Raw genomic sequence first — 20,933 nt, 5'->3', positions numbered from 1 at the left:
CTAACAAATAGCTTCGCTGGCTTGTTCCAGAATGCTAACGATCTCGCGGTATTGGTCCGCCAACGGTGAGGACTTGCGCCAAACCATGCCGATGGTCCGTTTGGGTTGGGTTCCCTTAAAGCTGGCAACGGCGACGTTCGCGGATTGGGTTTCCACACCAATTGCCATACGCGGGATTAGGGTAACACCGATGCCCGCGCCAACCAATTGCACGAGGGTCGAAAGGGATGATCCATCCATGCTTTCGCGCGGAAGTGCCGAGCGAAGCGAACAGAACGCCAAGGCCTGATCTCGAAAACAGTGACCTTCTTCCAACAATAACAGCCGCATCTTCGCAAGATCAGCTGCGTCTGGGACCGGTGCAGCGCGATCGGCCACAGGTCGTACCAGTACGAAGTCCTCTTCGAAGATTGTGACTTCTTCCAACGTCGGCTCAGAGACCGGTAAGGCGACGATCGCCGCATCCAAACGGCCATGTGTCAGTTCTTCTATCAGGGTTTGCGTTTGGGTTTCGCGCACATGCACATCTACAGTGGGATAGGCGTGCGTCAGGTGCCCCAGAAAAGACGGGAGCAAGTAGGGGGCGATGGTCGGAATCACCCCGATGCGCAAACGGCCCGTCAATGTGTTTTGGGATTGCCGCGCGAGGTCTTCGACCTCATCCACTGAGCGCAAAATATCGCGCACGCGCGGTGCGAGGTCTTCGCCAAAAGCCGTCAAACGTACTTGACGCGCAGAGCGTTCAAACAACTGAGAACCAAGACTATCTTCCAACTCTTTGATCTGCATCGACAATGCAGGTTGCGAAATACCGCAGACATCTGCGGCCCGTCCAAAGTGACCATGCACGGCCAGCGCATCAAAGTAACGGAACTGTTTTAGGGTCAGATTATTCATAAGTATTACTTATCGCCACAATCAGAAAATACAACTTAAACTAATCAATTGGGATTGTTAAACTTGCCCCAAATTCAACACTAGGAGGATTCCCAAATGGACGGCGCAGATAACTCATCCCAAGGCCAATGCCCTTTCGGTCACGGCACAACGCAAGAAACAGGTTCCGTCGCCAACGCCGGTTGGTGGCCCAATTCCCTGAACCTGAAGCCACTGCATCAGAATGGCGATCAATCCAATCCGATGGATCCTGACTTCGATTACGCAGAAGCATTCAACGGGCTTGATTTGGATGCGGTCATTGCTGATTTGACAGCCTTGATGACGGACAGCCAAGACTGGTGGCCTGCGGATTACGGTCACTATGGCCCGTTCTTCATCCGTATGGCGTGGCACTCTGCCGGGACATACCGTGTGGGTGATGGCCGTGGTGGCGCTGGGTCCGGTTCGCAGCGTTTTGCGCCGCTGAATTCTTGGCCTGATAACGGCAACCTCGACAAGGCGCGCCGTTTGCTGTGGCCGATCAAGCAGAAATACGGCAAGGCGCTGTCTTGGGCTGACTTGATGATCCTGGCTGGCAACGTCGCACTGGAATCCATGGGCTTTGAAACCCACGGATTTGCGGGCGGGCGCGCCGACATCTGGGAGCCAGAAGAAGACATCTATTGGGGCCCAGAAACAGAATGGCTGGGCGACGACAGTGAGCGTTACAAGCAAGACAATCGCGAACTGATCGGTGAACTTGGCGCCGTTCAAATGGGGCTGATTTACGTCAACCCAGAAGGCCCTATGGGCAATCCTGACCCGTTGCTGTCTGCCAATGACGTGCGCGAAACATTTGCCAAGATGGCGATGAACGACGAAGAAACCGTTGCATTGGTTGCTGGTGGCCACACCTTCGGTAAGTCCCACGGCGCTGCGGACCCAGAAGCCTACGTTGGCCGTGAACCTGAGGCTGCGACACTGACGGAAATGGGCCTTGGTTGGGCGACCTCCTTTGGCACGGGCAATAGCGTTGACACCATTACGTCCGGCATCGAAGGTGCTTGGACACCAACCCCTACCAAATGGGATATGTCTTATTTCGGCGTGCTGTTTGGCTATGAGTGGGAACTCACAAAATCCCCAGCTGGTGCTCACCAGTGGCAGCCAAAAGATCTTAAAGACTCCGACATGGCACCAACGGCGGACAACAAAGACAAAACGTTCATCATGATGACCACTGCGGACATGGCCATGCGGATGGACCCGGAGTACGAGAAAATCTCGCGTCGGTTCATGGAAAACCCAGCCGAGTTCGCCAAAGCCTTTGCCAAAGCTTGGTACAAGCTGACTCACCGTGACATGGGCCCTTATGATCTTGGCCTTGGTAAATTGGTGCCTGCAACGGCTGAAAGCTGGCAAGATCCAGTGCCAGCTGTCGATCACGCGTTGATTGAAGGGGCTGACGTTGATGCGCTGAAGGCTGCGATTGCTGCGTCTGGTCTGACACCGGCACAGATGGTCACAACCGCTTGGGCATCTGCGGCTTCCTTCCGTGGCTCTGACAAGCGGGGCGGGGCCAATGGCGCACGTGTTCGTTTGAACCCAGCCAAGGATTGGGATGTAAATGATCCGGCAGAACTGGCCAAAGTGCTGGCGAAACTGGAAGAGGTGCGCAGCGCCTTTGCTAAACCAGTGTCGCTTGCGGATACCATCGTTCTTGCGGGTTCTGTTGGTGTTGAACTGGCGGCGAAGGCTGCTGGTAAAGACATCACTGTTCCCTTCAACGCAGGCCGCACAGATGCCAGCCAGGAAGACACCGATGTTGAATCCTACGCTTGGCTTGAGCCAAAAGCAGACGGGTTCCGCAACTACATCAAGCCCGGTGCAACACGTTCAGCCGCAGAGCACCTTGTGGATCGTGCTCAGCTGTTGACGCTCACAGCGCCCGAGATGACCGTTCTGGTCGGTGGCTTGCGCGTTATCGGTGCGAACACGGGCGGGTCATCGCTTGGCGTTTTGACCGAAACACCGGGAGTTCTGGATCAATCGTTCTTTAACAACCTGCTCGATATGGGCACGGTCTGGACCGAGAACGGCGACATCCTTGAGGGGCGCCCACGTGCTGGTGGCGACGTGAAATGGACAGCAACGTCCGTTGATCTTGTGTTCGGGTCCAACTCGATCCTGCGCTCCTTGGCTGAGGTTTATGCCTCTGCGGATGCGGGCGATAAGTTCTTGAACGATTTTGTTGCGGCTTGGGTCAAGGTTATGGAGCTCGACCGCTTCGATCTGAAGTAAACCCAAAATACAGTTCAAATGAACGGCGTCCCAAGGCTTGGGGCGCCGTTTTTCCTTTTGACGTAGGGATCAAGCGGCAAAATCTATTTTGAGATGGATTAGCGGGCTTAAGATTGTTAGCAATTTAAGACTGATACGCGGGCACTAGACCTGCGGCAGGCAAAATCCTTTGTGGGAGAGGGTACGAATGGCGAACGATATTGTCCTCAGCGTTGCTGGGCTGGCCAAGAGTTTTGGCGGGCTGCATGCTGTTCGAGGCGTTGATTTTGAGGTTGAGCGCGGCGCAATCGTCGGGCTGATCGGCCCCAACGGCGCAGGCAAAACCACCACATTCAACATGATCGCGGGCGAGCTACCACCCACAAGCGGTAAGATCACATTGCTAGGCGAAGACATCACAGGCCAGCGCACGGATGTGCTGTATCACAAAGGCCTGATGCGCACGTTTCAGCTGTCCCATGAATATGCGCGCATGACAGCACTTGAGAACCTTGCCGTGGCCGCACCCGTGCAGACGGGCGAAAGCATTTGGTCCACGTGGTTCGCTGGTGGCAAAGTCCGTAACCGCGAGGCCGAGGTGATTGATCTAGCCCGAGACACGTTGGAATTTCTTGGCTTGACCCATGTGGGTCACGAACTGGCGGGCAACCTGTCTGGTGGGCAGAAAAAGCTGCTCGAAATTGGTCGCACGATGATGAACGACTCCAAGGTTGTTTTGCTGGATGAACCCGGCGCTGGCGTGAACCCAACTTTGATGCGCAAAGTCGCTGAAATGATTGAACAATTGAACGAAGAACGCGGCTACACATTCTGCATTATCGAACACGATATGGACATGATCGCGCGGTTGTGTGGCAAGGTTGTCGTGCTCGCCGAAGGCCAAGTTCTGATGGAAGGCACGATGGATGAAGTCCGCAATGATGAACGGGTTATCGACGCCTATTTCGGGGGGGAAGTGGTATGACGCAACCTGTGCTGTCACTCAATAATCTGAAGGCGGGTTATGGTCAGACCGAGATTTTGCATGACCTGTCGCTCTACGTGAACCCCAACGAGATCGTCGCGATTATCGGGCCAAACGGGGCAGGGAAATCCACTGCGATGAAGTCCGTTCTGGGCCTGTTGAACATCCGCGAAGGTTCCGTGGTTCTGAACGGTGAAGACATCACAGACACGCCGGCGCAAAAGGTGATCGAAAAGGGCATTTCTTATGTGCCGCAAACCAACAACGTATTTGTAAACCTCAGCGTTCAGGAAAACCTTGAAATGGGTGCATGGACACGACCGACTGGGGTCTCGGAGCGTATCGCCGAAATGTATGAGCTGTTTCCGGATCTCGCCGAAAAACGACATCAAGCTGCAGGCAGCCTGTCGGGCGGTCAGCGCCAGATGGTCGCTATGGCCAAGGCGCTGATGGTGGATGCGAAAATTCTGTTGCTGGATGAACCGACGGCGGGGCTATCGCCCAAGTATCGCGGTGAGATTTTCAGCACCATTCAAAAGATTAAAAATACGGGCGTACCCATTCTAATCGTTGAACAAAATGCGAAACAGGCGCTTGGCGTATCGGACCGTGGTTATGTTCTGGTAGACGGTGCAAACCGCCATACTGGCACTGGCGAGGGACTGGCCAACGACCCTGAAATTGCGCGCATGTTCTTGGGCGGGGGGCACTGATATGTGGGATGCTTATCTGTTTGAATTCGTCAACTTTTACCTGATTCCTGGATTGGTTCTGGGCTGCATCTATGCGCTTGGTGCGATCGGGATCACGCTGACTTTCGGCATTTTGCGGTTTGCCAATTTCGCCCATGGCGAGATCATGATGAGCGGCGCATATCTAACGTATACCGTGATGGCGGTGGCGGCTGGGGCAGGGCTGACGCTGCACCCGCTGGTGGCCATGGTTCCTGCCGCGTTCATGGTAATCTTGCTGTTTCTTGGAACAGACCGCTTTTTCTACAAACCGTTCCGTAAAGAAGACACCATCAAGGTTGTTATGGCATCCTTTGGTATGATGTTGATCATCCGCTCTGCGGTGCAGGTCATTTGGGGACCAAACCAGATCGCCTTTGTACCCGGTATCGCAAAGCCAAACGCTTGGCTGCAAAGTTTCACCGGTGATCTTGGCGCAATGATCATCATGCCCAACAAGCACCTGTTTATCTTTGCCGGTACGATCATCATCGTGATCGCGCTTGGCTATCTCTTGAACCGCACACGCATCGGGAAAGCCATGCGCGCGGTATCAGACAGCCCTGATCTCGCCCATGTCACGGGCATCAACGTCGACAAGGTTATTAACGCCACATGGATCGTTGGCGGCATCTGCGCCACGGCGGCAGGGGTGTTTTTGGTAATGGATACGCAGACGTTGGAAACGACGATGGGCTTTAGAATGCTCTTGCCTATGTTTGCTGCGGCCATCCTTGGCGGGATCGGCAAACCCTACGGGGCGGTCTTTGGCGGCTTGGTCATCGGACTGGCGGAAGAACTGTCAGCCTATCCATGGATCGGCGACGCACCACTGTTGTCACCGGGTTATAAAACAGGCGTGGCCTTTGCGATTATGGTCATCATGCTGATCGTTCGTCCGCAAGGTCTGTTCAAGGGGAGGTCGTTCTGATGGAAGCTTATCTTGGGTATTTCCTTTATTTCCTGTCTCTTCTGACCGTTGGCGGGATCTACGCTATCTTGGCACTGGGTCTGAACGTCCAGTGGGGGTTTGCGGGGCTGTTTAACGCAGGCATCGTTGGGTTCGTCGCCGTGGGTGCCTATACATACGCGCTGTTGACGACCGCGGAATCCACATTCCATTTGGGCGGCTTTGGCTTGCCATTGCCCATCGGGATGGCGGTTGCGATGCTGGCCTCGGCACTGGTTGCCGCGTTGATCGGACTGGTCTGTATCAGGCTGCGGTCTGACTATCTGGCGATTGCGACCATCGGTATTGCAGAGATCATCAAACTGATCTTCAAAAACGAAACCGAAGTCACCAACGGCCCGCGCGGCATCAACAAGATCCCGCGTTCTTGGGAACATTTCAGCGAAGAACGCTTCTATTCCAGCTGGCCCATGAGCTGGTTTGGCACGCCGGAAAACTGGGACGCCTTCTTTGACAGCCTGCCAAACTGGTACTGGCAGCCGCTGTTTGCTGGCACGATCGTTCTGGTGGTCTTTGTTATCTACAAGATGCTTGAACGCGCTCGTACATCGCCGTGGGGCCGCATGATGACCGCCATTCGTGAAAACGAACCAGCGTCCCGTGCTGCCGGTAAGAACGTCACCCGCCGCCGGATCGAAGCCTTTGTTATTGGTGCTGCAATCATGGGGCTTGGGGGGGCATTTCTGGCCCAGCACCTGCGTCTTATTGAGCCCACAAACACCTTTGATCCGAGCAAGGTGACATTCCTTGTCTGGGTCATGCTGATCGCTGGCGGATCTGGAAACAACCGAGGTGCAATCCTTGGTGCGTTTTTGATCTGGACCATTTGGTCAGCTTCTGAATTGATGATTTCAGGGATTATTGATCTCATCACCGCTATTTTCTCCACGATGGATGCAAGTATTTTGCAGACACGGGCAGGGTTCTTGCGCATGATGCTCATCGGTATTCTGATGCAAGTGATCCTCCAACGTTATCCAGGGGGGATACTACCTGAGGTGAGACCCGCATCACCAAAGGCTGACACTAAGACTGCGGACACAACGGGAGATACACAATGAAAACGACACTACTCGCGACTGCCGCAACTCTGCTGGCGACAACTGCAATGGCCGACGTCACAATCGGTAACCCAATGGCGATGACGGGCCCAATTCCGGACCTCAACGCACCAATCGCGGCGGCTGTTGATCTGGCGGCTGCCAACATCAACGAGCAGGGCGGTATGTTCGCCGATGGCGAAACGCTCTCGATTGAACGCGCTGACTCTGCTTGCGACCCAACAGCGGCTGTTGATGCTGTGACTAAACTGATCAACGTCAGCGGCGTTTCCGCAATCATTGGCCCAGTTTGTTCTGGCGCCACTATCGCGCAGGCTGAATCCGTATCGATCCCAGCAGGCGTAATCACACTGTCCGTTTCCGCGTCTTCACCGGCGATCACAAACATGGAAGACGGCACTGACCTCGTGTTCCGCGCGGCCGCATCTGATGCTTACCAAGGCGTTGCACTGGCTGAGCTGGCGATCGCAAACGGGTACACAGAAATGGCCGTATCTTACGCCAACGACGACTATAACGCAGCCATCGCTGAAGTTTTCGTTCAAGCCTACGAAGGTATGGGCGGCACCGTCACAGCCAACGAAGCACATGAGCCAAACAAAGCGTCTTACCGCTCTGAAGTTGCGACAATCGGTGCAACCTCCGACAACCTCGCGCTGTTCTCTTACTACGGCTCTGGCGGCATCACACTGATGCGCAACGCTCTGGAAACAGGCGCGTTCACAAACTTCATCGGTGCGGACGGTATGTTGTCTGATGAGCTGATCGAACAACTCGGCGCTGAGAACCTCGCGAACGCAACCTTCACAACATCCGCATCCGACGACAGCACACCGTCGTTTGGCGCATGGAAGGCAATCGCGGACGCAGCAGGGGTTCCAGCGGGTGATCCGTTCGTGGCCAACGGCTATGATGCAACCTTCATGATGGCGCTTGCAATCGAAGCGGCTGGCTCTGGCGACCGCGAAGGTCTGGCCGAGCACCTGCGTGCGATTTCATCTGCACCAGGCGAAGTGATCCTGCCGGGTCAGTGGGCCGAAGCCAAAGCGATCCTCGCTGCAGGTGGTGAGATCAACTATGAGGGTGCCGCTGGCAACCAAGACTTCGACGAGAACGGTGACGTTGCCGGTAACTTCTCCAAGTCAACCATCGTAGATGGCGCATGGGCAGCTGAACTTATCGAGTAAGCTGAACGAACCTAGATAAAAGAATGCCGGCGCACCAATGCGCCGGCATTTTTGTTTATTGGATCACGGGACGGGGCCATCGTGTCACTGCGTTGGTCACATCACCGGCGGGTCTCATGACTTCAACAGGAAACTCACTCAGCCGGCTGCCCTTAAACCTCCATGCATTATTCCTATAATCAGTATTATGTAAAATAAAGCCATACTAACCATTACCTCAAGCATGAAATAAAATGCGCCTCGTCAAATACTTACCAACACTCCTTAACCTCAGGCCCTTGGCGCCACTGATAGTTTGATCAAAAAGTAAATTTTGTTTCGTCCAAACGAAAACAATGCTACTTCTACCCCATGACCAGTTTCGTCGAACACCTCGAATCCATCGCCAGCGCCCCGACCGTCGAGGCTCTTTGGGCGCTGCACTCTGAGAAAATGGCGTCTTACGGGTTCGACCGTTTGATCTACGGCTTCACACGGTATCGCAGTGGTGGATCTCTGGGAGATCCTCAAGACTGGGTTTTACTGACGAACCACGGTGACACCTACATGGAACAGTTCCTTGGCAAAGGATTGTTAGCGAACGCCCCGATGACGAACTGGGCGCTGGAGAATACAGGATCATGTTCATGGCGCTGGATGTCAGAGACGGATCAACTGACCGACGCAGAAAAAGCCGTTGTCGCGTTCAACCTCAGCCAGAATGTCACAGCGGGCTATACAGTCAGTTTTGTCAGCACCAACGAACGATCCAAAGGTGCGGCAGCACTAACGGCGAAGCCCGGAATGACGCAACATGAGGTCGACGCGCTTTGGGACACTTATGGACGCGAGATCGAGGTCATGAACAACATGATGCACCTCAAAATCCAAACCCTGCCCTATAGCCAGCGCAACCTGACAAAGCGACAACGTGAGGTTTTACAATGGGTTGGCGATGGTAAGACAACGCAAGACATCGCGATCCTGTTAGAACTGACACCTGCAACGATCGAGAAACATCTTCGGCTCGCGCGTGAGAATTTGGACGTTGAAACGACTGCGCAAGCCGTCCTAAAAGCCGCTTTCTACAATCAGATGTTCGTGATCGAATCCGAGGCAGCGTAGCCTCGTGTTTGACGGGTAGAACCCAATTTTCCCCTAGAAACTTTAACTTTCTCAATTGGTAGGGAATCCCTGACTGTGCTTTCCCTTACGTTAATGTCAATGTAACCTTGTTCCGTGAGTGGTGGCCTAAGGCCTGGGAACAGCGGTTAAGATACCTTGTGATTTTTGGGGTTCCTCTTTTTCGCACCGGGAAACCGGACGCTGATCTGATCGGGCTAAGCCCGCATTGGATCAGCACCCTAAGGGACGTGGGAAAGTACCATTATATCCCTGTGGTCCACGTCTTGAACGGCCCTTCCAGTCCCATGGAAAGGGCCGTTCGCCCTTCCCAGAAACAGAAAAGCCGCCAATTAAATGGCGGCCTTTCATAGACTTACAAGCAAAAGGTAACGTGTTACCTTAGCTGTTCATCTTTGCAACTTCTGCTGCAAAATCTTCTTTCTCGACTTCGATGCCTTCGCCAACTTCAAGGCGAACAAAACCAGTGATGGTTGCGCCAGCATCAGCTGCCGCCTGCCCGACTGTGACGTCTGGGTTTACAACGAACGCTTGGTTCAGCAATGTGGATTCACCGATGAATTTCTTCATACGGCCAACGATCATCTTTTCGATCACAGCTTCTGGTTTGCCGCTTTCGCGAGCGATATCCATCTGAACCTGCTTTTCTTTTTCAACAACAGCCGCATCCATATCTGCTTCGGACAAAGCAGCTGGGTTCACGGCAGCGATGTGCATCGCGATCTGCTTACCGAGGGCTTCGTCGCCGCCAGTCATTGCAACCAGAACGCCGATCTTACCCATGTCTGTGGCAGCAGCGTTGTGAACGTAAGACACAACGTTATCGCCGGACAGCGCGTTCATACGGCGTACGGACATGTTCTCACCGATGATCGCAACAGCGTCGGTCACAGTCTGCGCAACAGTCTTGCCGTCAAGATCAGCTGCGTTCAGTGCAACAACATCGTCAACTGACAAAGCGACGCCAGCAATGCCGGATACCATTTTCTGGAAGTCCGCATTTTTGCCAACGAAGTCAGTTTCGGAGTTCACTTCAACAGCGATACCCTTGCCACCGGCAACCGCAACCGCAACCAAGCCCTCAGCAGCCGTACGGCCGGATTTCTTAGCAGCTTTCGCCAAACCTTTGGTGCGCAGCCAATCAACAGCAGCGTCCATGTCGCCGTTTGTTTCTGTCAGCGCTTTTTTCGCGTCCATCATGCCTGCGCCTGTGCTGTCGCGCAGTTCTTTTACCAATGCAGCTGTAATCGCCATCTTTGGTCTCCTTAGATATGAATAGGGTCCGGGCGCAGATAGTCGCGCCCGGTATCAGTTTCGTGAAACGTCAGCGCTTATTCAGCGGCTGGTGCTTCTTCTGCTGGTGCTTCGGCGGCGACTTCTTCTTCAACAGAAGCTTCCATTTCACCGATGTCGATGCCAGCTGCGCCCATTTGAGCAGTCATACCGTCGAGTGCAGCGCGTGCAGCGAGGTCTGTGTACAGTGCAATCGCACGTGCCGCATCGTCGTTGCCTGGGATGATGTAATCAATGCCCTTAGGGGAGCAGTTTGTATCAACAACAGCTACAACTGGGATGCCCAGTTTCTGTGCTTCTGCGATTGCCAGATCTTCTTTGTTGACGTCGATGACGAACAACAGATCAGGAACACCGCCCATTTCACGAATACCGCCGAGGGACGCTTCGAGTTTGCCCTGCTCACGTTCCATGCCAAGACGTTCTTTCTTGGTCAGGCCTTCAAAGCCGCGCTCAGCAGCTTCGTCGATCGCTTTCAAACGCTGGATGGACTTGGAAACAGTCTGCCAGTTTGTCAGCGTGCCGCCGAGCCAACGGTGGTTCATGTAGAACTGTGCGGATTTCTCAGCAGCGTCTTTGATTGGCGCTTGCGCCTGACGCTTGGTGCCAACGAACAGAACGCGGCCGCCTTTAGCGACTGTATCACGAACGATGTTCAACGCAGCGTCCAACATAGGAACCGTCTGTGTGAGGTCCATGATATGGATGCCGTTGCGGGCGCCGTAGATGAATTCTTGCATTTTCGGGTTCCAGCGCTGTGTCTGGTGGCCGAAGTGTACGCCTGCTTCAAGCAATTGGCGCATGGTAAACTCTGGAAGAGCCATGGTCGTTTCCTTTCCGGTTTCATAGCCTTGGACGGGGGTATCAGCATTCGCCAACCGGTGGATGTCTTGGGATTTCTCCCCAATGCACCCGCCCCCGTCTGGGGATTTCGTGGGGGTCCTATAGATCGAGTTCGCCCATGGCGCAAGGGGTTGGGGGTATAAACTACGGCTGTTTTGGGCTTTCCGTTACCGACGATATCGCCCCCTGCCCCAAACGACACTTTGCTGAAGCGTTATGGCGCTGGGTTTCAGGCCGCAACTTGGCTGTCCTCAGCGACAACAGAAGGCCTTAATAATTGAAATTCTACATTATTACGACTGCTTTGTTTTACCTTGTACAGCGCCGCGTCCGCTTGATCGATGAGTTCGTCGATGCTGGAGGCGCGCTCCGCCCAAATTGCGCCAACGCTAATCGACAGGTCGAGAACACGCCCATCAATGACAATCTCACTTACCGATACGACGCGACGACATCTTTCTGCGATGTCTTCGGCTTTGCTGCGCGGAATCTGGTTGAGGATCACGACAAATTCGTCCCCGCCAATGCGTGCGAAAATGTCCTGATATCGCAGAACGTCACTGATCTCGGAAATGATATGTTTTAAGACGTCATCGCCAATTCTATGCCCATAGGAATCGTTGACCGATTTAAAGTGATCAATGTCGAAATAAAGCAACGCGCGGCCTTGATCGGGTGCAGTCGGGAAAGACAATTGTGAGTAGGCCATCTGCAATCCCCGCCGGTTCAGGAGGCCTGTCAATTGATCCGTGTTCGCGTCCCGCCGCAAAGCTTCGGCTGCAGACAAGAACGACAGTTCCCCAGATAAGAAATGGCTGATGACAAGAGCACCGATCACGTTCGAGACGACCATGTAGGGGATCAGTTGGGTCAGCACTCCGTACCACAAATGGGGCGGCGCGAAAAAAATTCCGACAGATTGAAGCGAGATCATCAAACCGAGGATGATTGACTTTTTCCATTGCGCAAAGCCTTTAGGTTTAATCCCCAGGCGCCAGACAAGTCCGCCAGCACAGGCCCCGACAATAAGCGCAATCCCCGATTCCAAACCGGGTGGGCCAATGCTGAGACGGAAAATCAAAGCGGTCACAGCCGTCATAAGCCCAACCACGGGCCCTAAAAGCGCCATTCCCGTGCCGATCAGCAACCCACGCATGTCGTAAATGCCGCCCGCCCCCATATCGATCGGGTCAGACATCGTAACGAGTGCTGCCAAAGAAAACACCGCGCCAAGCTGAACGCTGTGCATCAAACCCCGGCGATCACTTCGGTGTAGAATGCTCAAAACGAGTATGAGTGCCATAAGCATGGCAACTGCATCAAAGAACGTCAAAAGCAGCTTAGAAAAGTCATCCATCAACAGTACCAAAAAGAAAAAACTCCACGCCTGTCTGGCGTGAAGTTCCTAATATTTGATTATGTGGCGTCAGAATTACCATGACGCATTACGGATCCGGCAGACCCTAGCAGGTCTGGTCGAAAACGTCGCCTTAAAGGAAGACCCGTTCCACCACCCAATAGGCGCCAATCAACGCGATGCCGATGCTTGCAGGCATGGCGACCATATGACGGTAGGTTTCAAACCGTTCCACCGCACATGACGCCGCACATAGGCCGGACAGGGCTGCAACCATGAACAACAGCGGCAAATAGGCTTCAACCGCGTCAGGCCCCATGGCGCTGATTGGAATGATAGCCAATGGAACGACAAGGATCGCAATCCCCATATAGGCCCAAGCCGCACCTTTGTTGACCTTACCATCCTCAGAGAGCCGCACCGCCGACACCACAATGATGAACGCAACCGCGATGCACAAAAGCTGACCCAATTCGACGCCGATGTTAAAGCCAATCAGTGCCGGGAGAACTGCACCATCTGGCAAACCGTAAGCCGTCAATACAGACGCAAATCCAAGCCCATGCAACAAACCGAAACAGAAAATAATCGCCGGCCGCCATGGGTTTAGGCCATCGGTAAAGATGTTCTCAACGGCGACATAAACGATAGATGCCGCAATGATGGATTCAACAATCCACATGTATTCATCAGGAATATTAACAAAACCCATGGTCGCGAGAGCCAGCGTCACTGTGTGCGCCGCCGTAAAGGCCGTAACTTGCCACAGCAACGGGCGCATACGTGTCGACAAGAAGAACAAGCCCAACACAAACAGGATGTGATCCAGCCCCAGTGGCACAATGTGTTCGACACCAACAGGAATGAACCGCACGAAAGCCTCGCCGCCCGTCATGGCATCGCCACCACCCAGTTGGACTGGATCCGTCATGCCGCCGCCAGACAGATACCCGTCCCAACCGGCCTCAACGCCCATCTGTCGTAGAACCAAAACGCCATACTCCGCGGGCCAAGCAATTTGCATCGCTTCCGCGCCCTCAGCCAGTGTGGCTGTGAATTCCAAAGTGGAGGTGCGCACGATATCAACGTTGCCCACTTCCGGCACTGCAATGCCTGTCAGGGTCAGCTCAACTGGTGCGCCATCGACCAAAACCTTAATGCTTTCAGACATTTGCGGCCAATAAGCATCGATCTCCGCGATGAAGTCGTTAGGTTCTTGGGCACGCAACTCGGTGTAGCGGTCGGCCTCTGGGGCGGCTTCTGTGTCTTCCAGACCGTCCAGATTGATCCCGGCCACGAGGCTCTCGAGATTGCCGTCGACCTTGAATGTCAGCTGACCGTCTACGACTTCCATGTCACCAATGCTCGGCAGCACCTCGTGGGCCTGCGCCGCTAACGTAAGCGTGAACCAGATCACGGTAGCCATTGACACTGACAGCAGTCGGGCCACTGTGCCCATAACTTTATCGGAGAATTTCATGCGCATTCTTGCAGCCCTTTCAGCCCTAACACTCGCCCTGCCCGTTCCATCGGCCCTTGTTGCTCACGAGTTCTGGATCGAGCCTCTCGCCTTTCAAATCGAACCTGACGCCCGGATGCAAGGGAAACTCCTGAATGGAGAAGATTTTGGCGGCGTAGAACAGGCATATCTGCCGCAACGTATTGATCGTTTCAACGTTTCGGCAGGCATGCAGCGCGCGAACGTCGAAAACCGTCTTGGTGCGCGTCCCGCATTGGATGTGGCACCTCTCAGCGAAGGGTTGAACATCGTCACTTACGGCGCGCAGCTGTCCACAATCACCTACACGGACTGGGAAAAGTTCCTGGGCTTCGCCGAGCACAAAGGCTTTGAGGACATCGAGGCCCGTCACGATGCCCGCGGCCTGCCCCGCGAAGATTTCACCGAAGGCTACTGGCGTTTCGCCAAAAGCCTGATCGGGGTCGGCCATAGCGTAGGCCGTGACTACCGTGTGGGCCTTGGTGTGGAATTTGTCGCGCTCGACAACCCCTACACAGATGATCTGTCCGACGGTCTGCGGGTGCAGCTATATTTCTTGGCCGACACCGTAGCGGATGGTCAGGTTGAACTGTTTGAAAAAGCACCAGATGGAACCGTAGACATCACATACCACCGTACAGATGCCGACGGGATCGCCACCCTACCCGTACAAGCTGGGCATAGCTATCTGGTCGATCACGTCGTTCTGCAAGAACCATCAGAAGCCCTCGCGGCTCAGGCAGATATCGAATGGGAAACCCTTTGGGCGGCCCTGACGTTTGGCGTGCCAGAATAAGCCTACGTACGAGACCCAGCAACCGCCAGTTTCGAGTCCAAATTCACTGCTGAGAAACCGACAAAAAATAGACATAATATTTTGTTACTTTTTCCGAAAGTGATGCCGTTTTTTGGCCTCGCTGTATATCAAGTCAAATCCAGCAGGGGTTACCCTTGCGGAGGGAGTAAGCATGGCGTTCGTATCAGAAGTGCACTTTCGTGGCACAGGTGTTGCAAACTCGGGAGAGTTTGTGGAGATCACGCTTGGCCCCGATGATGACCCTGCCGACTTTGTTGTTTCAGTTTATGATGATGACGGAACCTTGCATACGGGTGCTGGGATTGCAGGCGGTGAAGTTAACCTTGGAACGCTGACTGGAACGACGCACCCAGACAATTCGGATTACACCATCTACACCATCCCTGTAGGGCTGCGTAACGCTGCAAGCGACTCCAACGAAGGGAGCGGCATTGCGCTGACGAATATCGATACCAATACGGTAATCAACTTCTATAGCGCCGACAATATTGCGGCATTCGCCGTAACAGAAGGTGCGGCGGATGGCGCGACATCTGAAGCTATTTTGGAACATACGGATGTTGCGGTTGGGGAAAGCTACCAGTGGGACATCTTTGGCAACCTTACCTATGAGACAATCGAATCTGGTGACTCCGTCTTGTGTCTCGCTGGCGATACGCGCGTCCGAACAGAACGTGGCGCATTGCACGCGAAAGACCTGATTGTAGGTGATATGGTTTGGACTGCAGACCATGGCTTTCAGCCTATTCAATGGCTCGGCAAGACAGAGCTTTCTGCGGAGTATTTGGCGCAAAACCCAAAGCAACAACCGATCACACTTACGAAAGACAGTTTGGCCCCCGGCTTTCCACAATCCGATCTAACTGTCTCAAGGCAACATCGTGTGTTGATCTCGTCACCTGTTGCCGAACGTATGACCGGCGAATACGAGGTCTTGGTCCCTGCTGTAAAACTGCTCGACGCTGAGGGTATCGAGTTGAGAGTTCCTGACGATGGGGTAACTCTTGTGCATATTCTTTTCGAGCGACACGAAGTCATTGCGGCCGAAGGTGCGTTGGTCGAAAGCCTTATGGTCACGGATCACGTCAATGCGAAGATCCACGGTAAAAATGCAGGTGGTCGAACGAATGACGGACCTGCTCGCCTGATTGTCGATAACAAAAGGGCCAAGCAGTTAGTGTCGCGTATTCTCAAAAACCAACGGCCCTTATTCGAATCCAGAATGCGGTATAACTCTGAAACGGACGCTGCTTAGGTTTTCACCCCCTAACCGTTCGGGTCTGAGCGGTCTCAACACGAACGATACAAATGGTAAATGGGCTTTGACTTTGGCTCTACAAAAGGCTGCTTTATATGCAAAGCGGCCGTCCTGGCCGCACGTCACCCATTCAACAACCGCTCCAATTCAGCATTGAACTCCGCCAGCTCTAGCCCCGCGTCCAGCTCGATGGGTTGCAGATCAAGGCTGACATGGCGACGACCCTTTTTGCGACCGATAAAGCTCCAGAACAGATCGTAGGTGGCGCGTTGGAACTTACCCAACCCGTCAAGGCGCAGCAGCATGACCGGCGTGTCCGGTTCCGCACGAAGGATTTCGTGAACGCCTGTCAAATACGGAGCAACGATTTCTTCGGGCTGGCGGCGCACCTTGCCTGCAGGAAACAAGAGGATCGAATTGCCCTGCCCCAACAGGTCGTGAATTTTGGATAGGGTTTCTTCTTTACGGGCCGTGCGTCGGTCCTCTGGCCATGATTTTGGCGACGACATAGGGACCGCACCTGCCACATACATTGGAAACCACTGTGCGAGGTTGTGGTATTCATCGTAATGCACCGTCGGACGGACCCGTTTGGTGGAATAGAGGGTCGTGGCGATCAACGGCCCATCATGGCGGCTGACATGAGTGGCAAGGATCAAAACACCGTCTGTATCTTGCAGCAGATGTTTGCCCGCTGCACTGACGTTGTAGAACAACCCGTAATAGGTCCGCAGCAACACGAAAAAGAAGTGGCGGGTCCATTTGCCCAAGGTATTGTCTAAGAAACGTTTCATATGGGAGAACCTTTACAGATTGGTCGCGTGAGGGGAACTGCATTAAATCGTGAACATTGTTCAATTAATCTCATCCCTACCCCAACGACAAGAGAAAATTCACCCGAGTAAGGAAACCCAGACCCCAATCCGTGTGTTGACCTCCTCGATGGCGCAAGCCATCAACACCTCATGACACAACCAGATATCCTTTGTATCGGCTCGGTCCTTTGGGACATCATCGGGCGCTCTTCCAGCCACATGCGCGCAGGGTCTGATGTTCCCGGCCGGATTACCCGTATTCCGGGTGGTGTTGCGATGAATATTGCGATGACGCTGATCAATTTCGGCCTGACCCCTGCGTTGCTGTCCGCCGTGGGCCGCGACCCTGAGGGCGATGAGCTGGTGGCTGAGGCGGATCAGCTCGGGATGATAACCAACCACCTTTACCGATCCGAGGATCTGCCGACCGATGCCTATATGGCCGTTGAGGGCGCAAACGGGCTTATTGCGGCGATTGCCGATGCCCATTCACTGGAACAGGCTGGGACCAAGATTTTACGGCCAATGTCTGAGGGGGCCCTTGGGACGCCAGACGCCCCGTGGAACGGCCTTGTGGCGCTGGACGGCAATCTGACCCGCGAACTGTTGGGTGACATCGCGAAATCCCCGTTGTTTGCCAAATCCGATCTTCGGGTCGCGCCAGCCTCACCGGGCAAGGCAGAACGCTTGCTCGCGTTGGTCGGGCATGCCTCCGCGACGCTTTATGTGAACCTCGAAGAAGCCGGATTGTTGTGCCAGACAACGTTTGATCTGGCAGCGGACGCAGCAAAGGCACTGACAGAGCGCGGCGTCCATCGCTGCCTTGTCACCGATGGCGGCAACCTTGCCGCAGAGGGCCATGGTAACGCCTTACGCACCGCACAACCGCCCGAAGTCCTTGTCACCCGCGTAACAGGTGCAGGTGATACATTTATGGCAGCCCATATCGCATCCGAAGTGCAAGGCATGGACCCACAAGCTGCCCTTGAACGCGCCCTTAACGCCGCCGCCACCTACGTTTCAGGAGAAACCCCAACATGATCCCACTGCACTACGCACCCGAAGTTGCCGCCGCCAAAGAGGCAGGCAAAGCGATTGTCGCACTGGAATCCACAATCATCACCCATGGCATGCCCTACCCCCAGAACGTCGAAACTGCGCGTCTGGTAGAAGGTGACATTCGTGATGCTGGCGCAGTTCCAGCCACGATCGCGGTGATGGACGGCAAGCTGCACATTGGGCTTACGGACGGCGAACTGGACACGTTGGCTCAAACGAAGAACGTCGCCAAGCTCAGCCGCGCGGATATGGCGGCGTGCATCGCCACAGGCGGCACAGGTGCAACAACCGTTGCCGCGACCATGATCGCCGCGCACCTTGCAGGCATTCACGTCTTTGCCACGGGTGGCATTGGCGGTGTGCATAAGGGGGCTGAAACCAGTTTTGATATCTCGGCTGACCTGCATGAGCTAGCGCAGACGCCTGTAACCGTCGTCGCTGCGGGTGCCAAAGCGATCCTCGATCTCGACAAAACCTATGAGGTTCTTGAGACTCTCGGCGTTCCGGTGATCGCCTATGGTCAGGACGTGTTGCCCGCGTTCTGGTCCGCCACATCGCCCCTGCCCGCACCTTTGCGCATGGACACCCCCCGCGACATCGCACGCGCTGGGCAGATGCGTACTGAAATGGGACTTCCGGGCGGTCAGTTGATCACCAACCCAATCCCGAAGAACGCCGAGATTTCCGCCGAAACCCTTGCGCCGATCATTGCGCAAGCCCTGAGCGAGGCCGAAACCCAAGGCATAGCCGCCAAGGCCGTCACACCCTTCTTGTTGGGGCGTATTTTTAAACTTACAGATGGCGCGTCTTTGGTGGCCAATATCGCCCTTGTGCGAAACAATGCACGGCTCGCTGCCCAAATTGCATGCGTTTGGGCGGGATAACGGGGCACAAATCCTGTCCTCCATTGCCGTTCCATAGGTCCTACCCTACATAACCATCTAGAGTTAATAACGGTTTCCCAAAGGTCCTTTCTGTGAGCACACCCCAAGACCCAAAACCGCGCCGCGCTGTTCTGACGGCCATGCGCAACAATTTCATCGCCGGTTTGGTGGTGATTGCCCCCATTGGGTTAACGCTGTGGCTGATTTGGACGGTCGTGGGCTGGGTCGATAGTTTTGTGTGGCCTTTCGTGCCGGATGCCTACCAACCAGAGGAGCTGTTGAACCGGTTCTTGGGCAACTCCCAAGCGGATGACAGCTGGATTCCGGTGAACGTGCGCGGCATCGGTGTTGTGATCTTCTTGGTCTTCACGATGCTTGTTGGCTGGATGGGCAAAGGGCTGATCGGGCGCAGTTTCTTGCGCTGGGGCGAAGGCTTGGTCGCGCGCATGCCTGTGGTCCGTTCTATCTATAATGCCGTCAAACAGATCGCCGAAACGGTCTTTGCCCAGTCAGAAACCAGTTTTGATAAAGCCTGCATGATCGAATATCCGCGCAAGGGAATTTGGGCGATCGGGTTTATTTCAACGGCCACAAAGGGCGAATTGCTGGTCAAGGCCGACACTGGGCCAATGACGTCCGTATTCCTGCCCACGACGCCGAACCCGACGTCGGGGTTTCTGTTGCTGGTTCCGACCGAAGATATCATCGAGTTAGACATGAGTGTCGAAGACGCAGCCAAGCTCGTTATTTCGGCAGGGCTAGTTTATCCGGGCGAAAAAGACGCCAAACTGCCGGATGCCATGGACAAACTTGCCGACAAGATCGCCCATCAGCGCACGCCTGAATCCTAAGATCAGGCGTTAAACATCGCCTCAAGATCGACAGTGTCACGTTTGCCGAGATCATCAAAATGAACGCTCAGGAAACCGTCCGCCGCCGCACGTCCCGCCGTCTTTAAACGTGACAGAACCACAGGGTTAGGTACGGATTTCGTCGCAACACTAAGATCATTCATCAAGGCGTCATCTGACACCATGTGCACGAGGACGTTCTTCATTGCATCCTCATCCATCGATCCCGCCGCCAGAAGGCGTTTGACGAATTTAATCGCCCGTAATTCGCGAAGAAGCGAGGAATTGAAGCTGATCTCATTGATGCGGTTTTGAATGGCTTGCGGATCCGTGGGAATGTCGTCGCGGTGCAGCGGATTGATGTTCACCACAACAATATCCGCGGGCAAATGCCCTTCAAACAACGGAAACAGCGCAGGGTTGCCGGTGTACCCGCCGTCCCAATAGGCTTCTCCGTCGATTTCAACCGCCTGATACACAGTCGGCAGACAAGCTGACGCCATCAACGCATCGCTGGAAATTTCGTCGCCAGAAAACATCTTGATCTTGCCCGAACGCACGTTAGTCGCACAAACATAAAGCTCAGGCCCCGTTTCAGCACAGACGGCATCAAACTTCATCTGATCGACGATTGGTTTCAACGTATTCGTATAGAAAAGCCCCGCCCCATAAGGCGACATCAACCGCGACGTGAAATCTATCGCCGCGTATGCAGGTGAATATGACATGGCGGCCGACAGGATTGACGTCGCGGGGGACCATGCATCCATCCAGCTTGCGAGGCCGTCGTCCGTCACCGCCCCGATTTGCCCCCAGAACCAATCAAGGTTCTCGCGCGCGCCGTCTCGTCCTCCGCTAATCATACCCGCTTTTAGCGCAGCGCCATTCATCGCCCCCGCAGAGGTGCCCGAAATCGAGGCGATCTCGATCCGCTCATCCTCAAGGATGCGATCCAGCACGCCCCATGTGAACGCCCCATGGGCTCCACCGCCCTGAAGCGCGAGGTTGATACGTTTTACCATTGGGCGACCGCCAGCACGGTG

At 54.6% G+C, this 20,933-nt stretch carries 19 protein-coding genes; 12 read left to right on the top strand and 7 right to left on the bottom strand.

The window, feature by feature from the left end:
- Window positions 1-897, bottom strand: a complete 897-nt coding sequence (locus tag KO486_RS08655; RefSeq protein WP_216036836.1) for a hydrogen peroxide-inducible genes activator — start codon at window positions 895-897, stop codon at window positions 1-3.
- Window positions 898-993: 96 nt separating this feature from the next.
- Here KO486_RS08655 and katG point away from each other — a divergent pair, with 96 nt between their 5' ends.
- The 7 genes from katG (at window position 994) to KO486_RS08620 (ending at window position 9,197) form a co-directional block, all read left to right on the top strand.
- Window positions 994-3,180 carry a catalase/peroxidase HPI gene (gene katG, locus KO486_RS08650; RefSeq protein WP_216036835.1) on the top strand — a complete coding sequence of 729 codons (2,187 nt, stop codon included), beginning with the start codon at window positions 994-996 and terminating at the stop codon, window positions 3,178-3,180.
- Window positions 3,181-3,367: 187 nt separating this feature from the next.
- The gene (locus KO486_RS08645) at window positions 3,368-4,144 is read left to right on the top strand and encodes an ABC transporter ATP-binding protein (RefSeq protein ID WP_216036834.1); all 777 of its coding nucleotides are present in this window, start codon (window positions 3,368-3,370) and stop codon (window positions 4,142-4,144) included.
- On the top strand, window positions 4,141-4,857 hold the full coding sequence (locus tag KO486_RS08640; protein ID WP_216036833.1) for an ABC transporter ATP-binding protein: 717 nt from the start codon (window positions 4,141-4,143) through the stop codon (window positions 4,855-4,857). Before KO486_RS08645 ends, KO486_RS08640 begins: the two co-directional genes overlap by 4 nt.
- Before the next feature lies 1 nt (window position 4,858).
- Window positions 4,859-5,806 (top strand): branched-chain amino acid ABC transporter permease, encoded by a 948-nt coding sequence (locus KO486_RS08635; protein WP_216036832.1) that lies wholly within the window; start codon window positions 4,859-4,861, stop codon window positions 5,804-5,806.
- Window positions 5,806-6,906 carry a branched-chain amino acid ABC transporter permease gene (locus KO486_RS08630; RefSeq protein WP_216036831.1) on the top strand — a complete coding sequence of 367 codons (1,101 nt, stop codon included), beginning with the start codon at window positions 5,806-5,808 and terminating at the stop codon, window positions 6,904-6,906. Before KO486_RS08635 ends, KO486_RS08630 begins: the two co-directional genes overlap by 1 nt.
- Window positions 6,903-8,093 carry an ABC transporter substrate-binding protein gene (locus KO486_RS08625; RefSeq protein WP_216036830.1) on the top strand — a complete coding sequence of 397 codons (1,191 nt, stop codon included), beginning with the start codon at window positions 6,903-6,905 and terminating at the stop codon, window positions 8,091-8,093. The genes KO486_RS08630 and KO486_RS08625 overlap by 4 nt, the downstream gene beginning before the upstream one ends.
- Before the next feature lie 351 nt (window positions 8,094-8,444).
- Window positions 8,445-9,197 carry an autoinducer binding domain-containing protein gene (locus KO486_RS08620; RefSeq protein ID WP_216036829.1) on the top strand — a complete coding sequence of 251 codons (753 nt, stop codon included), beginning with the start codon at window positions 8,445-8,447 and terminating at the stop codon, window positions 9,195-9,197.
- A gap of 399 nt (window positions 9,198-9,596) precedes the next feature.
- On the opposite strand, the gene tsf is transcribed toward KO486_RS08620, so the two are convergent.
- The 4 genes from tsf to KO486_RS08600 form a co-directional block, all read right to left on the bottom strand.
- Window positions 9,597-10,469: a translation elongation factor Ts gene (gene tsf / locus KO486_RS08615; RefSeq protein ID WP_216036828.1), complete on the bottom strand. Its 873-nt coding sequence runs from the start codon at window positions 10,467-10,469 to the stop codon at window positions 9,597-9,599.
- Between the two features lie 77 nt (window positions 10,470-10,546).
- Window positions 10,547-11,332: a 30S ribosomal protein S2 gene (gene rpsB, locus KO486_RS08610; protein WP_216036827.1), complete on the bottom strand. Its 786-nt coding sequence runs from the start codon at window positions 11,330-11,332 to the stop codon at window positions 10,547-10,549.
- A 248-nt stretch (window positions 11,333-11,580) separates the two neighbouring features.
- Window positions 11,581-12,708, bottom strand: coding sequence for a diguanylate cyclase (locus KO486_RS08605; RefSeq protein WP_216036826.1), 1,128 nt, complete (start codon window positions 12,706-12,708; stop codon window positions 11,581-11,583).
- Window positions 12,709-12,841: 133 nt separating this feature from the next.
- Window positions 12,842-14,194: a HupE/UreJ family protein gene (locus KO486_RS08600; RefSeq protein WP_252734626.1), complete on the bottom strand. Its 1,353-nt coding sequence runs from the start codon at window positions 14,192-14,194 to the stop codon at window positions 12,842-12,844.
- Here KO486_RS08600 and KO486_RS08595 point away from each other — a divergent pair.
- Complete coding sequence (locus tag KO486_RS08595) at window positions 14,187-15,002, top strand: DUF4198 domain-containing protein (protein WP_216036825.1); 816 nt, start codon at window positions 14,187-14,189, stop codon at window positions 15,000-15,002. The two genes, KO486_RS08600 and KO486_RS08595, sit on opposite strands and share 8 nt — an antisense overlap.
- A gap of 172 nt (window positions 15,003-15,174) precedes the next feature.
- Entirely contained in the window at window positions 15,175-16,278 is a 1,104-nt protein-coding gene (locus KO486_RS08590; RefSeq protein WP_216036824.1) for a Hint domain-containing protein, read from the top strand.
- A gap of 125 nt (window positions 16,279-16,403) precedes the next feature.
- Here the strand turns inward: KO486_RS08590 and KO486_RS08585 are convergent, their stop codons facing one another.
- On the bottom strand, window positions 16,404-17,075 hold the full coding sequence (locus KO486_RS08585) for a 1-acyl-sn-glycerol-3-phosphate acyltransferase (RefSeq protein WP_216036823.1): 672 nt from the start codon (window positions 17,073-17,075) through the stop codon (window positions 16,404-16,406).
- A 171-nt stretch (window positions 17,076-17,246) separates the two neighbouring features.
- Here KO486_RS08585 and KO486_RS08580 point away from each other — a divergent pair, with 171 nt between their 5' ends.
- The 3 genes from KO486_RS08580 (at window position 17,247) to KO486_RS08570 (ending at window position 19,890) form a co-directional block, all read left to right on the top strand.
- Window positions 17,247-18,137 (top strand): PfkB family carbohydrate kinase, encoded by an 891-nt coding sequence (locus KO486_RS08580; RefSeq protein ID WP_216036822.1) that lies wholly within the window; start codon window positions 17,247-17,249, stop codon window positions 18,135-18,137.
- Window positions 18,134-19,039: a pseudouridine-5'-phosphate glycosidase gene (locus tag KO486_RS08575; RefSeq protein WP_216036821.1), complete on the top strand. Its 906-nt coding sequence runs from the start codon at window positions 18,134-18,136 to the stop codon at window positions 19,037-19,039. Before KO486_RS08580 ends, KO486_RS08575 begins: the two co-directional genes overlap by 4 nt.
- 140 nt (window positions 19,040-19,179) lie before the next feature.
- Complete coding sequence (locus KO486_RS08570; RefSeq protein WP_216037544.1) at window positions 19,180-19,890, top strand: DUF502 domain-containing protein; 711 nt, start codon at window positions 19,180-19,182, stop codon at window positions 19,888-19,890.
- 2 nt (window positions 19,891-19,892) lie between these two features.
- Here KO486_RS08570 and KO486_RS08565 read toward each other — a convergent pair whose 3' ends face one another.
- A complete protein-coding gene (locus tag KO486_RS08565; protein ID WP_216036820.1) occupies window positions 19,893-20,912 on the bottom strand; it encodes a patatin-like phospholipase family protein in 1,020 nt (339 codons plus the stop codon).
- Window positions 20,913-20,933 lie beyond the last annotated feature (21 nt).

It is taken from the genome of Octadecabacter sp. B2R22, from assembly GCF_018861045.1.
GTDB lineage: Bacteria > Pseudomonadota > Alphaproteobacteria > Rhodobacterales > Rhodobacteraceae > Octadecabacter.
This window is presented reverse-complemented; position numbering and strand designations above follow the sequence as displayed.